Genomic DNA, 12,208 nt, shown 5'->3' with positions numbered 1-12,208 from the left:
CGCCAGGGATGGCAAAAGCAGTGGGGGTCGAATCGTTAAGTCGCACAACCATGTCACTTTGAATTTAACCACTACCGGCCTGTGCCCCAGGGCGAGCGCGTATAAAATTTTTTTAAATCAATAGTTTCAGATAGTTGCAGGCCGAACATGATAATAAAGTTCAATTATAACTTGTTGATTTATAAGGACATACGCCCGCCCTGGCCTGTGCCCTTCTCTGTGTCCTCTGTGATTCGAAAGGACTTTTGCGACACCCTCGCCGGGAGAGAGCCTGCGCCGAGCGCAGCGAGGGGGCTGGGGGAGAGGGGATTGAATCGATTCCAACTTAAACCCGCCCGGTATCAGAGTTCGTCACGTCGCCCATTGGCTCGATATCCCCGCAGGCCCTGCTTTTCTTCGTCGTCGAGCTCGGATAGGCTGGCGCGGCGGCACAGGAGTTCAAACTTGGCGTCTCTGGCCTCGGCATTGAGGGCCTTGATAGCGCCGCGCAGATCGGCCGCCCGCCCCGCTTCGGGGATGCCGGCGAGCAGTGCAGGATCGGTGAGCCGGCTGAGATAATGCCGGTAACCCTCATCCAGGCTGTCTTCCAGGTGGTGGACGAGTTGGGCGGTGGTGAGCTCGGGGTCGGCGGCAATCCGTTCGAGCAGCTCGGACAGTAACTTGAGGCCGGGTTGGTCGAGGGTCTTCCAGTCATCGTCCAGCTCGGCTAACTGCGCGGCCAGCCGCGGCTGTTGCAGGACCAGGGCGACCACCAGCCATTCCCGGGGTGGCCGTTTGTGGGGTTCCGGCGGTCCGGTGCGTCTCCTGCCGGCACCCGTGCCGGTATCGAGGCGGTTGCGGGCTACGCCCACCAGCTTGGCGAGGCGAGTGCCCAACATGTCACGAAATAGGCCGGCGGGGACTCGGTCCAGCAGGGGCTTGGCCAGGGTCGCCAAGCGGGCGCGGCCGTCCAGGCTGGACATGTCGACCTGAGCGGCGAGGCGGTCGAACAGAAAATCGGACAGGGGCGTCGCGGTATCTAGGTGCTGCTCGAATTCGGTGCGGCCTTGGCGCCGAATCAGGGTATCCGGGTCGTCGCCCTCGGGCAGGAATAGGAAGCCGATCTGCTGGCGGCCGGTGGCCAGCGGCAAGGCGGTCTCCAGGGCCTTCCAGGCGGCATCGCGCCCGGCGCGGTCGCCGTCGAAGCAGAATATCAGCTCCGGGGCGGCGCGCAGGAGCAGCCGCAGATGCTCGGCGCTGGTGGCGGTGCCCAGGGTGGCGACGGCATAGGTAATGCCGAATTGGGCCAGGGCGATGACATCCAGGTAGCCTTCGACCACCAGCAGGCGCTCGAGTCTACGCTTGGCCTGCTGGGCCTCATACAGCCCGTAGAGCTCGCGGCCCTTGTGAAAGACAGGGGTCTCGGGCGAGTTCAGGTATTTGGGCTTTTCGTCGCCGAGCACCCGGCCTCCGAAGCCGATGACTCGGCCCCGGCGGTCGCGGATGGGGAACATGATCCGGTCGCGAAAGCGGTCGTAGCGCCTGCCGTCCTGCTCGATTACGAGTCCGCCCTGGAGCAGGCGCTCGCGGACCTGGACGCTGCCGCCGAGGGTCCCGAGCAGGAAATCCCAGCCGGGTGGTGCGAACCCGAGCCCGAAGGCGGCGGCCACCTCCCCGCTCAGGCCGCGACCTTTGAGATATTCCACGGCCCGGGGAGCCGAGGGGTGTTGGCGTAGCTGGCGGCGATAGAGCTGAGCCGTTTGGTCGAGCAGGTCGTAGAGTGGACGCAGATCCGGACCTGCCCGGACACCCTCCCCATCGACAGGGATCTCCATACCGGCCTGTTGTGCCAGCTCCTCCACCGCCTCGCGGAACTCCTGGCGCTCGTACTCCATCAGGAAGCCGATGGCGCTGCCGTGGGCACCACAGCCAAAGCAATGGTAGAACTGCTTGTCGGGGCTGACGGTGAAGGATGGGGTCTTTTCGTCGTGAAACGGGCAGCAGGCCTGGTAGTCTTTCCCGGCCTTGCGCAGGGAGACCCGGCTATTGATGAGATTGACGATGTCGGTGCGGGCGAGCAGGGCGTCGATGAATTCGGGAGGGATCCTGCCGGCCATGGGTCAAAGCGAGCAGCAGCGGTAACCAGTACGGATGTTCTCAACTACCGATAACATCGAGCCGGAGCCTCAGGGAAAAGTTAGCCGCAAATAAACGCAAATGGCCGCAAATCGACGAAAACGGACCCGGAACCGTCATCAATGACGAGCTGATTATGATCGCTTTGTGTCTATTTGCGCTCATTCGCGGCAAACGAATCATTCCCATGTTATCGGTACTTCGGCACTGCTGTACTCGCCTCACAAATTACCAGCAGTGAAAAGCGGAGCTCGTAGGTTGGGCAAAGCCGGTAGGATGTGGTGAGCGCCTGCCTACCGCCCCAGGGATGCCTGCCTATGCCTGCCTGTGCGTCCCGCACGCAGACAGGCCAGTACGGCAGACAGAGGGCAGGTAGGCCGCGAACCGCATCTTTGGACGGCGGCGCGCCCAACAAATCATTTAAATATTAACCACCACCCGATAATCGCCTCCGTAGCTGTGAAGCGGTAGTGCCGTAGGATGCGGTGAGCGCGCTAGGTCTTACAGGATGGCACCACGAGGAGGCGCGAACCGCATCGATGGACGCCCGTAGCGAACCGCATCAACCCTCATTGCGCTCACATCGTCTTGTCCGCTCCAGCGGACGTAGCTCTTCTGTGCTGATAGGCATTGGCGGTTAGCCTACCGAGGCGCTTAATCGACGCTGGAGCGTCGGGATCTGCTCCCACGCTGGAGCGTGGGAGCCAGCCGAACCACAACTCACCAGCAGCGAAAAGCAGAGCGAGGAACGAGCGGTGCTTTTTCCTGCCCGAACGCACTCGCCTTGTTAAATATTTTCTATCTTTATGACAAGTGTGCCTGCCATCATATCGTGCAGACCTTGCTTCCTCTTTGTCCAGCCAACCATCATATATCCGATACCGAGGATTAACGCAGAGATGAATGATGCGAAGTACCGGCCTGTAGCTCTGCCAAAAGAAATACGATTGCCATTTTTATCGACAACCTTCAAGTTCACGACTTTTTTCCCGACCGACGCTTGCCATGATGATGAATGCAGTGCTGCAAAATAAATCCAGTACACGATTATATTGAGAATAGCATCCATCAGTTCTACCACCACTATCTCCATCTCATCAGTTGCGGGTGTCACTGCACGAAATAGAAACGAGATAAGTAGTACAGGGATAAGTAGAACCACTATATCAATAAAGGAAGCTCCTACCCGTATCCAGAACCCCCCAAATCGAGTTGCCCCGTTTATTTCATAATGCGTTTGTGTATTCATTACTATCTAATCCTCTTATTGAGACCTTGAAAAACGCTTTCTAGCAATTTTTCAAGACACAAAATCAAAACGGCAGGGCAGTCTCGTTCCCTACGGATACCTTAAGTTTTAAAGTGCCCGTGAAGAGTAGCAAGAGGAGACGTCAGCCCGCGAGGCGTTCCTTGACCAGCTTGCTGACGACGCCCATGTCCACCCGGCCTTGGGCCTGGGGTTTGATCCGACCCATGACCTTGCCCATGTCCTGCATGGAGGTGGCCGCTACGGCGGTGATGGCCTCGTCGACCAGTGCAATCAACTCGTCTTCACCCAGAGCCGCGGGCAGGTACTCTTGGCAGATACCAACCTCGTAGGCTTCCTGCTCGGCCAGATCTTGCCGGTTCGCCTTGGTGTATTGCTCACGAGCATCGCGCCGCTGCTTGACCAGCTTGTCGAGCACCGCCAGGACCTGGGTGTCGTCGAGCTCGATCCGCTCATCCACCTCCCGCTGCTTGATCGCGGCGAGTATGAGGCGGATGACGCCGAGTCGGCGTTTGTCGCCCGCCTTCAGGGCGGCCTTCATGTCATCCTGGATGCGCTGTTTGAGCATGGATGTATGCCCTGTGGAGTCCGGCTCAGTAGAGGCGATCCCAACGCCGATTCTCGCGCTGTAGCTTTTTGTGATGGCGCTTGACGGCGGCGGCCTTTTTGCGCTTGCGCTCCGCGGTGGGTTTCTCGTAGAACTCGCGGCGACGCACCTCCGCCAGGACGCCGGCCTTCTCGCAGGAACGCTTGAAACGACGCATGGCGACTTCGAAAGGTTCATTTTCCTTTACGCGGACATTGGGCATGAAACAGGTTTCCTCGTTTGGTCGCTCGTAATGGCTGAGATAAAGTAAAATATGATACTTGAATCGTTTGCAGCCTTGCAAAGGCGTTGCAAAGCAATCCTGAATGATTTGGCGCTGTTTGGGGAAGCGGACGTGTTGCGTTCGACGCACAAGGGCGCGCTGATCGTCTGCCAGGTCAGTACCGGCGTCGGTAGTGGTAAATTTTTAACTGATAGATTGGTTGATAGCGCCCGGAGGATGCGGTTCGCTACGGGCGTCCATCGATGCGGTTCGCGCCTCCGCGTGGTGCCATCCTGTAAGACCTACCGCGCTCACCGCATCCTACGGCACTACCGCTTCACAGCAGCAGCAATAGATATCCATCATGCGTGTGCTGGGCATCGAGACCTCGTGTGACGAGACGGGCGTGGGCGTCTTCGACGGCGACCGCGGTCTGCTCGCCCACGCCGTCTACAGCCAGGTGGAGATCCACGCCGAGTACGGCGGCGTGGTGCCGGAGCTCGCCTCCCGTGACCATGTGCGCAAGACCCTGCCGCTGATCCGGCAGGTCTTGCGTGAGGTCGGGCTGCCCAAGGAATCCATCGACGGCGTGGCCTTTACCGCAGGCCCTGGGCTGATCGGCGCCCTGCTGGTGGGGGCCGCTGTCGGCCGCGCCCTGGCCTGGGCCTGGGGCGTACCCGCGATCGGTATCCACCACATGGAGGGTCACTTGCTCGCCCCCATGCTGGAAACGCCGGCACCTACTTTTCCCTTTGTCGCCCTGCTGGTGTCCGGCGGTCACACCCAGCTCCTGGAGGCCGCGGCGATCGGCCGCTACCGCCTGCTCGGGGAGTCCCTGGACGATGCCGCCGGGGAGGCCTTCGACAAGACCGCCAAGATCCTCGGGCTGCCCTACCCCGGCGGTCCTGCCCTGGCGAGACTGGCGGAGCATGGGGACCCGCAGCGTTACCGATTCCCGCGGCCCATGACCGATCGTCCGGGACTGGATTTCAGCTTCAGCGGGCTCAAGACCTTTACCCTGAACACCTTGCAGCGGGAGACGGCACGGACCCATGATCCGGCACGGACCCGGGCCGACATCGCCCGCGCCTTCGAAGAGGCGGTGGTGGATACCCTGGTCATCAAATGCCGCCGCGCCCTGCGCCAATGCGCGAACAGGCGCCTGGTGGTGGCCGGCGGCGTGGGCGCGAATCGACGCCTGCGGGCGCGGCTGGACGCCATGGCGGCGCAGGAGGACGCTGAGGTCTTCTATCCGCGACCGGAATTCTGTACCGACAATGGGGCCATGATCGCCTACGCCGGCTGGCAACGGCTGCGCGCCGGTCAAGCCGAGCCCTTGGCTTTCAAACCCAGATCGCGTTGGCCCATGGAGGAGCTGCCGCCGGTTTGAGCGCTTGCCCGGCTTACGAGAGCGTAGGATGCGGTGAGCGCGGTGGTTCTGAGCCTGCCGGTCGGTGCGCGCACTCCCCGCGCAAACCGCATCAATGAATGGCTCGTGCCCAACACTCAACCGATTTGTTGAGCACACCGCCATCCTACGAATCACACGCATCGATGCGAATGTTCCTATAGGAACAAACAATCCGATTCGCGCCGATTCGCGTGATTCTTAAGTCAGCTTATGATTCGCTGGCCTTGGCCGGGACCCCGAGCCCGTAGGATGTGGTGAGCCGCCGGGCGCGGGACGCGCTCGGCGGCGAACCGCATCAATGGTGTGGTGAGCGTCTGCCTACCGCCCCAGGAGGGTGTCGCAAAAGGCACCGATCTCGCCCTTTGACCCCTCTCCCCAACCCCTCTCCCGGCGGGAGAGGGGCTTTTGCGACACCCTCCCCAGGGACGGGGCGGGCGGGCAGCGAACCGCATCTTTGGACGGTGGGCATGCCCACACTGGTTGGGCACGGGCCGTTCATTGATGCGGTTCGCGCCTCCTTGTGGTGCCAGCCTGTAAGACCTACCGCACTCACCGCATCCTACGGGCGATCAGGGCCTTTTTTCGGGATCGGTGAGCTTGGCCTCGGCACCGGACATCAGGTTCCGGATGTTGCTGCGGTGACGCCAGAACAGGCTCAGGCTGATGAGTAGCTGCATCCAGATCAGTAGGGGCTCCGGCCGGAAGATCCAGACCACGACCGGCGCCAGGGCCATGCTGACCAAGCCGGAGACCGAGGAGATCTTCAGCAACTTGGCGACGACCAACCAGATGGCAGCCACCGTAAGCCCGATGGGCCAGTAGAGTCCGAATTGTACCCCCAGCGCCGTCGCGACCCCCTTCCCCCCTCGAAACCCGAAGAACACCGGATACAGGTGGCCGAGGAAGACCGCCAGCCCGGTTGCCGCCAGCAACCCCGGGCCCGCATCGAGCAGTTGGCCGACCAACATCGGTATCAGTCCCTTGAGGCCGTCACCCAGGAGGGTGATGGCCCCGGCCCGTTTCCCGCCGATGCGCAGCACATTGGTCGCGCCGGGGTTGCTCGAGCCCTGGGTCCGCGGGTCCGGCAGGCCCATCAGCCGGCACACGATGATGGCACTGGAGACAGAGCCCAGCAGATAGGCACCGATAACGAGGAGTAGGTCTGCAATCATGGCATCCCATTGGAATCCCAATCCGGGTAGAGGTCAAGCCGACCGCCGGGCGATTCCGTACCGCTTGCGCGTACAGGTAGTGGTAATTTTTCAAAGCGCAGCGAGGGGGCTTGAGGAGAGGGGATCGAATCGGTTCCCGCTTAAAACTTACCTGCCGTCCACGCCATGTCGTCGTCGGTGTTCGGCCCAACCCTCGGGATGCTAGTATCTTGGGACATCCTTAGCCGGGCACCAAGAGGAACCCACATGGATATCGTCTTCCTGCGCGGATTGCGCATCGAGACCGTCATCGGTATCCACGACTGGGAGAAGGAGATCAAGCAGCCAGTCGTTTTGGATCTGGAGATGAGTACGGACGTAGCCAGGGCCGCGGCCAGCGATCGCATCGAGGACGCGCTTGACTACAAGGCCGTTTCCAAGCGCCTGAAGCAGTTCGTAGGCGAGAGTCGGGTCGAGCTGGTGGAGACCCTGGCGGAGCGCTGCGCCGGGATCATCCGTGACGAGTTCGGGGTGCGCTGGGTTCGGCTCAGACTCAACAAAATCGGCGCTGTTTCCGACGCCACGGACGTGGGCGTCGTCATCGAACGCGGGGCGCGCGGTTGACTCTGCGCAACGGCAGTCGATCGTCATGTCCCACGGTCAACCGCTCGATCCGAAGCGCGAACGTCCTGCTACCGCACCTCACCTCCGTGGTGAGGCCACTCCTACATCGCAGGATCCCCATGGAAAATTCAGCCGCAAGGCGCGTTGCTGGATCAGTATCGGCAGCAATCAGGATCGGGAACGCTGTATCCGGGGTGCGGTGCACGCCCTGCGCGCACGGTTCGGGAGATTGGTCTTGTCTTCCGTATATGAAAGCGAGGCGCTTGGCTTCGATGGCCAACCCTTCTTCAATCTGGTTGCCGGATTCGATTCCGGCAAGCCGGTAAGCGTGCTCCTGGCCTCCTTGCGCGCCATCGAAGATGGCTTCGGGCGCGTCCGTGGTCCGAACAAGTTCGCGCCTCGGACCCTGGACCTGGATCTGCTGACCTACGGGGGTCTCGCCGGAACGATCGACGGCTGTACCCTGCCCCGAGACGAGATTCTGTACCACGCCTTCGTACTGGGCCCCTTGGCGGAAGTAGCCGCTCAGGAGCGCCATCCGGCCAGTGGCCGTTGCTATGGGGAACTCTGGCGGGCCTTTGAAAAATCCGCCCAGCCCCTGCGGCCGGTTGCCTTTGAGTTCTGATTTATTGCTGGAGCGTCCTGCCGCCGTCGACCGTGATAATCTGGCCGGTGATGTAATCGGCGTCGCGGACCAAGAATATCAGGGCGCGGGCGATATCCATGGGCGTACCGGTACGTTTGAGGGCCGTGTGTGCGAGTATCTCCTCTTTGGCGCCCTCGCCTAGCGCCTGCTCGGGCCATAGGATGGCCCCTGGAGCGATGCCGTTGACCCGCACCTGTGGCCCCAGCTCCCGCGCCAGGGCCTTTACCATCATGGCGTTACCCGCCTTGGCAATGGAATAAATGGGATAGCCCTTCAGGGGCCGCTCGGCATGGATATCCACCAGATTGACCACACAACCGGAGGCGGCACGCAGCAGGGGCGCGGCCGCCTTGGTCAGGAAGAAGGGCCCCTTGAGGTTGGAGCCCATGAGGTCCTCCCACTGTTCCTCGCCAGTGTCGTCGAAGGGTGTCGGGTAGAAGCCGGATGCGTTGTTGACCAGCACGTCCAATCTGCCTCGGAAGGCACGGACCCGCTCGATCAGGCCAGGAAATTCATGACAAAGGTTGAGATCGGCCCGGTGCAGTAGCACGGAATCGGGTCGGGACAGCGTCAGCTCAGCCTCGAGGGCCCGGGCGGCGGCCTCCGAGCCCCGATAGTGGAGGACCAGGTCCATGCCATGCGCGTGCAGGCTGCGCGCGATCTGGGCACCGATGCGGTGGGCGGCGCCGGTGACTAGTGCAACCTTTCCCGAGAGTGTTGCTGCGTTTTGCGTCACTTGGAGTAATCCTGAATTATTTGGTGTTGTCGGGAGGGAACAGATCCCTCCTGCGTCGGGACAGGGTTTGACGGGTTGCGTTGCGACGCCCAACGGCTCGTTGGTCTACGGCCAGGCTAGTGCCAGCGTCTTAACGCAACCTACACCTAGATTACCCCCGCGCTACCGACCCGCACGGCCTCGCGTTAAGTGTCGGTTGGGTTAGGCGCGCGGTTCGATCCCGAAGTACAGTGACAGGGCTGAACGCGCCCTAACCCAACACGCCGGACTGGTCCCAACGCAGGAGGGATCTTTTCCCACAACCAACGCCAAATAACCCCGGACCGCGCCCGGACCGGCACGCCGCCGAACGCGGCGTAACACAACCCAACTGAATTACTTGGCGCTGTTTGGGAGACCGGACTACGGCAATCCCGCTATACTCCTTCGTCGTCGGTGAGATCGATCCCGGTCGCTTAAGGAGAAGGAATACAGCATATGCCACTTTGCTTATCAATGCGCGGATCACTCCGAAACCCTACCTGCATCCGCATCATCTTGGCGATCTTGGCCGCTGTTCATGTCGCCATCGTGTCTTCGATTCTAGTGGAAGACCGATCCGTTATCTGGCCGCTGCACCACGATACCATCTACTGCTACGGTCGCGGGGCCGATTTCTATGCGGTTTACCACGCGGGGGTCAACACCCGTCGCGGGATGAACCCATACATACCAAACAACGATGGAGTAACACCCTACCACTATCCCTTTCGCTATCTTCCTATTGTGGCACTGGCCGCCCAAGCACTCACGTATCTGACTCCCAACACGGCTTATCTCCTATGGATTCTGCTGCTGGAAGGACTCCTGGTGCTGCTTCTGTTCATAGTATGGCGCAGCATATCCGACCCGGGGTACCGTCTCGCAACGGTAGCATTACTCCTTGTCAACAGTCCCTATTTCCTTGAGCTCCACATGGGCCAATTTACCTTTGCTGCGGTCGCATTGTGTTACCTGGGACTTGTCCTCCCGGCTGGTTCGCTTCTGTTTACGCTATCAGTCCTGCTCAAGCCGTTATCTCTGGCTGTCTTGCCTGCCATCGTACGCGAACGGCGCTACTGGTTTACCTGCCTGTTCGCCATCGCCTGCCTGCTCCTGGTTTCAGTCCCGTATTTCATTCATCACCCGGAACAGGGGATCGGCTTCGTCAAAACCAACTTCCTCCCAGGAGTAAGGCTCCATACCGGCAACTGTGGGTTGGTGTACCTTATGGAGCTCCTCGCAATTGATGGAGACATAGCGCTGCTTCATCAGCACTGGGGATTAATGCATGTGTTTCGATTCCTGGTGCTGGCTGCCACGGCTCTACTCGTATTTCATTCCCGAGCGTCAAGGGTAGGTGTCGGCGTATCTGCGCTCCTACTTGCCCATTTCCTCACCTATCAGGACGTATGGGAACACCATATGACCGGTGTCTGTGTCGTGGCTGCTGTGCTGATGACAGTTCCCGATTGCACTAGGTTGAGATATGTTGCAGTTCTATTTTGTCTACTGCTGTTGGCGCTGCCGACTCCCTTTGGGCTAGTGGACATAGTAAAGGACCCGTCAATGTTCGATCCAAAGGGGCAGTGGCCCCGCTATGCCTTTTACATCATAGCGCTACCGAAGGTCTTACCGACCCTGGCCTTGTATGCAATCGCAATGAGCGAGGTCTTCCGCGGCGGCTTTAGGACACCACGGGAAGCGATACGGAATGCACTGACCAAGGCACCCGCCCGTTAGCGATCCTGAATGATTTGGCGTTGTCCGGAGGATCTGACTACACCTACATTACCCCCCACGCGGACCTCGCTTTGGGTGTAGGTTGCGTTTAAGCCGCGCGAGAAAACGCTTAGGAGGCACGGCATCGAGCACGGCGTAACCTAACACAAGGCTATCCAAGCGCGTGCTGCCAAGATGCAATATCCACCCGCCCAAATCCCTGCACCGGACGCAGTCGCAGCCGAGCACAGCCGACGGCTCTTAGATTTGATCCGGGACGAGGCGGCGGCCCGCGGCGGGCTCCTGCCCTTCGATCGCTACATGGAGTTGGCCCTTTATGCCCCCGGTCTCGGCTACTATGTCGCCGGCACCCCCAAGCTCGGGCCCCACGGGGATTTCACGACCGCTCCCGAACGCTCACCCCTGTTCGGGGCCTGTATCGCCGCGCAGTGCCGGGAGGTGATGGAGGCTCTGGGGGAAAGGGAAGAGGACGGGGACATCCTGGAATTCGGCGCCGGCTCGGGGGCCCTGGCCGCGCAGATACTGTCCTCCCTCGCGGACGCCGCGACCTTGCCTCGTAACTACCTCATCCTGGAACTCAGCCCCGAGCTGCGCGCGGATCAGCAGCGCCTGCTCGCGCAGCAGGTACCGGAGCTGCTGGCGCGCGTGCGCTGGCTCAACCGCCTACCGACCCAATTGCGAGGCTGCATCCTGGCTAACGAGGTACTCGACGCCATGCCCGTGCACCGCTTCCGCATCGGCGCGGACGGCAGGCCCCGGGAGCTGTGCGTAAGGCCTGCGCCGAACGGCCTGGAAGAGGTCGCCGCGGAACCCATCCGCCCGGAGCTCGCGACGACCCTAGGCCCGCTTCAGGATCAGGGGTTGGCGGTCGATCCCGGTTATGAATCCGAGCTTAACCTGCGCCTCGCCCCCTGGATCCGAGCCTTGGCGGAACCATTGAAACGGGGGCTGATCCTGCTCATCGACTACGGTTATCCGCGGGCCGAGTATTATCGCAGCGACCGCCGCCGCGGCACCCTGTTGTGCCACTACCGCCACCGCGCCCACCCGGATCCCTATCTGTATCCCGGCCTCCAGGACATCACGGCCCATGTGGACTTCACCGCCGTTGCCGAGGCAGGGGTCCGAGCCGGGCTGCGCATCGCAGGCTTCACTACCCAGGCCCATTTCCTCATCGGCTGCGGTCTCGACCGCTTGCTGGTTCAGGTCGCCGCCGGCCCGGACGCCATGGATGCGATGCTCGGCGCCAAACAGCTGGTCCTACCCTCGGCCATGGGCGAACGCTTCCAGGTGATCGGACTGGACAAGGGATTGGCTATGGATTGGATCGGTTTCTCCTTTCGCGATCTGCGTGATCGGCTCGGTTGCCTAGAGCCTGTCTGGCTTACGCGTTCGTAGCAAGAGAGCGAGGGGTCGCGGCAGATTTTCCACTCGATGAGGCTATAAGCTAAGCCTATTTAACGAAAGCGAGCAGGAAATCCGACCGGACGCCTCGCTTCCGCATCTCTCGATTCTGCAAGCAGAACAGCCGTATACCAGACAGGCCCTTAGAGGCTGTCTAAAAACTAATATATTGATTTCAAAGCGGTAGGCTGGGTCGAGGAACGAGACCCAGCAAGCCAGACTTGCCCGTAAACGCTGGGTTTCGTTCCTCAACCCAGCCTACCCTCTACTTTGGCCTATGGCCC

Annotated in this window: 11 protein-coding genes; 5 read left to right on the top strand and 6 right to left on the bottom strand. The window is 61.0% G+C overall.

Annotated elements, in window-relative coordinates; all coding sequences use genetic code 11:
* Positions 1-341 precede the first annotated feature (341 nt).
* From dnaG to rpsU, 4 genes are all read right to left on the bottom strand, one after another.
* Positions 342-2,096, bottom strand: a complete 1,755-nt coding sequence (gene dnaG, locus BQ17_RS18285; RefSeq protein WP_089729583.1) for a DNA primase — start codon at positions 2,094-2,096, stop codon at positions 342-344.
* 806 nt (positions 2,097-2,902) lie between these two features.
* Positions 2,903-3,364 carry an RDD family protein gene (locus tag BQ17_RS18280; protein ID WP_089729581.1) on the bottom strand — a complete coding sequence of 154 codons (462 nt, stop codon included), beginning with the start codon at positions 3,362-3,364 and terminating at the stop codon, positions 2,903-2,905.
* 142 nt (positions 3,365-3,506) lie between these two features.
* Positions 3,507-3,950 (bottom strand): GatB/YqeY domain-containing protein, encoded by a 444-nt coding sequence (locus BQ17_RS18275; RefSeq protein WP_089729579.1) that lies wholly within the window; start codon positions 3,948-3,950, stop codon positions 3,507-3,509.
* Between the two features lie 25 nt (positions 3,951-3,975).
* On the bottom strand, positions 3,976-4,191 hold the full coding sequence (gene rpsU / locus BQ17_RS18270; protein ID WP_089729578.1) for a 30S ribosomal protein S21: 216 nt from the start codon (positions 4,189-4,191) through the stop codon (positions 3,976-3,978).
* Between the two features lie 364 nt (positions 4,192-4,555).
* Between rpsU and tsaD the strand changes: the two genes are divergently transcribed.
* Positions 4,556-5,581, top strand: a complete 1,026-nt coding sequence (gene tsaD / locus BQ17_RS18265; RefSeq protein WP_089729576.1) for a tRNA (adenosine(37)-N6)-threonylcarbamoyltransferase complex transferase subunit TsaD — start codon at positions 4,556-4,558, stop codon at positions 5,579-5,581.
* Positions 5,582-6,171: 590 nt separating this feature from the next.
* Here tsaD and plsY read toward each other — a convergent pair.
* Positions 6,172-6,774 (bottom strand): glycerol-3-phosphate 1-O-acyltransferase PlsY, encoded by a 603-nt coding sequence (gene plsY / locus BQ17_RS18260; RefSeq protein ID WP_089729574.1) that lies wholly within the window; start codon positions 6,772-6,774, stop codon positions 6,172-6,174.
* A gap of 246 nt (positions 6,775-7,020) precedes the next feature.
* Between plsY and folB the strand changes: the two genes are divergently transcribed.
* Together folB and folK are read left to right on the top strand one after the other, a co-directional pair.
* Entirely contained in the window at positions 7,021-7,377 is a 357-nt protein-coding gene (folB, locus tag BQ17_RS18255) for a dihydroneopterin aldolase (protein ID WP_089729569.1), read from the top strand.
* 25 nt (positions 7,378-7,402) lie between these two features.
* Complete coding sequence (folK, locus tag BQ17_RS18250; RefSeq protein WP_089729567.1) at positions 7,403-8,002, top strand: 2-amino-4-hydroxy-6-hydroxymethyldihydropteridine diphosphokinase; 600 nt, start codon at positions 7,403-7,405, stop codon at positions 8,000-8,002.
* 1 nt (position 8,003) lies between these two features.
* On the opposite strand, the gene BQ17_RS18245 is transcribed toward folK, so the two are convergent.
* Entirely contained in the window at positions 8,004-8,759 is a 756-nt protein-coding gene (locus BQ17_RS18245; protein WP_089729566.1) for a pteridine reductase, read from the bottom strand.
* Positions 8,760-9,254: 495 nt separating this feature from the next.
* Here BQ17_RS18245 and BQ17_RS18240 point away from each other — a divergent pair, with 495 nt between their 5' ends.
* On the top strand, positions 9,255-10,520 hold the full coding sequence (locus BQ17_RS18240; protein ID WP_089729564.1) for a DUF2029 domain-containing protein: 1,266 nt from the start codon (positions 9,255-9,257) through the stop codon (positions 10,518-10,520).
* A gap of 174 nt (positions 10,521-10,694) precedes the next feature.
* Complete coding sequence (locus tag BQ17_RS18235) at positions 10,695-11,918, top strand: class I SAM-dependent methyltransferase (protein WP_089729563.1); 1,224 nt, start codon at positions 10,695-10,697, stop codon at positions 11,916-11,918.
* Positions 11,919-12,208: the final 290 nt, after the last annotated feature.

This window comes from Candidatus Thiosymbion oneisti, assembly GCF_900092655.1.
GTDB classification, from domain to species: Bacteria; Pseudomonadota; Gammaproteobacteria; order Chromatiales; family Chromatiaceae; genus Thiosymbion; species Thiosymbion oneisti.
The sequence above is the reverse complement of the archived record's forward strand: the minus strand, read 5'-3'. Positions and strand labels throughout refer to the sequence as shown.

What these genes read in the sequence shown, in the direction of transcription:
- dnaG (WP_089729583.1), bottom strand. Translation starts at nt 2,096, where the DNA reads ATGGCCGGCAGGATCCCTCCCGAATTCATCGACGCCCTGCTCGCCCGC.
- BQ17_RS18280 (WP_089729581.1), bottom strand. Translation starts at nt 3,364, where the DNA reads ATGAATACACAAACGCATTATGAAATAAACGGGGCAACTCGATTTGGG.
- BQ17_RS18275 (WP_089729579.1), bottom strand. Translation starts at nt 3,950, where the DNA reads ATGCTCAAACAGCGCATCCAGGATGACATGAAGGCCGCCCTGAAGGCG.
- rpsU (WP_089729578.1), bottom strand. Translation starts at nt 4,191, where the DNA reads ATGCCCAATGTCCGCGTAAAGGAAAATGAACCTTTCGAAGTCGCCATG.
- tsaD (WP_089729576.1), top strand. Translation starts at nt 4,556, where the DNA reads ATGCGTGTGCTGGGCATCGAGACCTCGTGTGACGAGACGGGCGTGGGC.
- plsY (WP_089729574.1), bottom strand. Translation starts at nt 6,774, where the DNA reads ATGATTGCAGACCTACTCCTCGTTATCGGTGCCTATCTGCTGGGCTCT.
- folB (WP_089729569.1), top strand. Translation starts at nt 7,021, where the DNA reads ATGGATATCGTCTTCCTGCGCGGATTGCGCATCGAGACCGTCATCGGT.
- folK (WP_089729567.1), top strand. Translation starts at nt 7,403, where the DNA reads ATGTCCCACGGTCAACCGCTCGATCCGAAGCGCGAACGTCCTGCTACC.
- BQ17_RS18240 (WP_089729564.1), top strand. Translation starts at nt 9,255, where the DNA reads ATGCGCGGATCACTCCGAAACCCTACCTGCATCCGCATCATCTTGGCG.
- BQ17_RS18235 (WP_089729563.1), top strand. Translation starts at nt 10,695, where the DNA reads ATGCAATATCCACCCGCCCAAATCCCTGCACCGGACGCAGTCGCAGCC.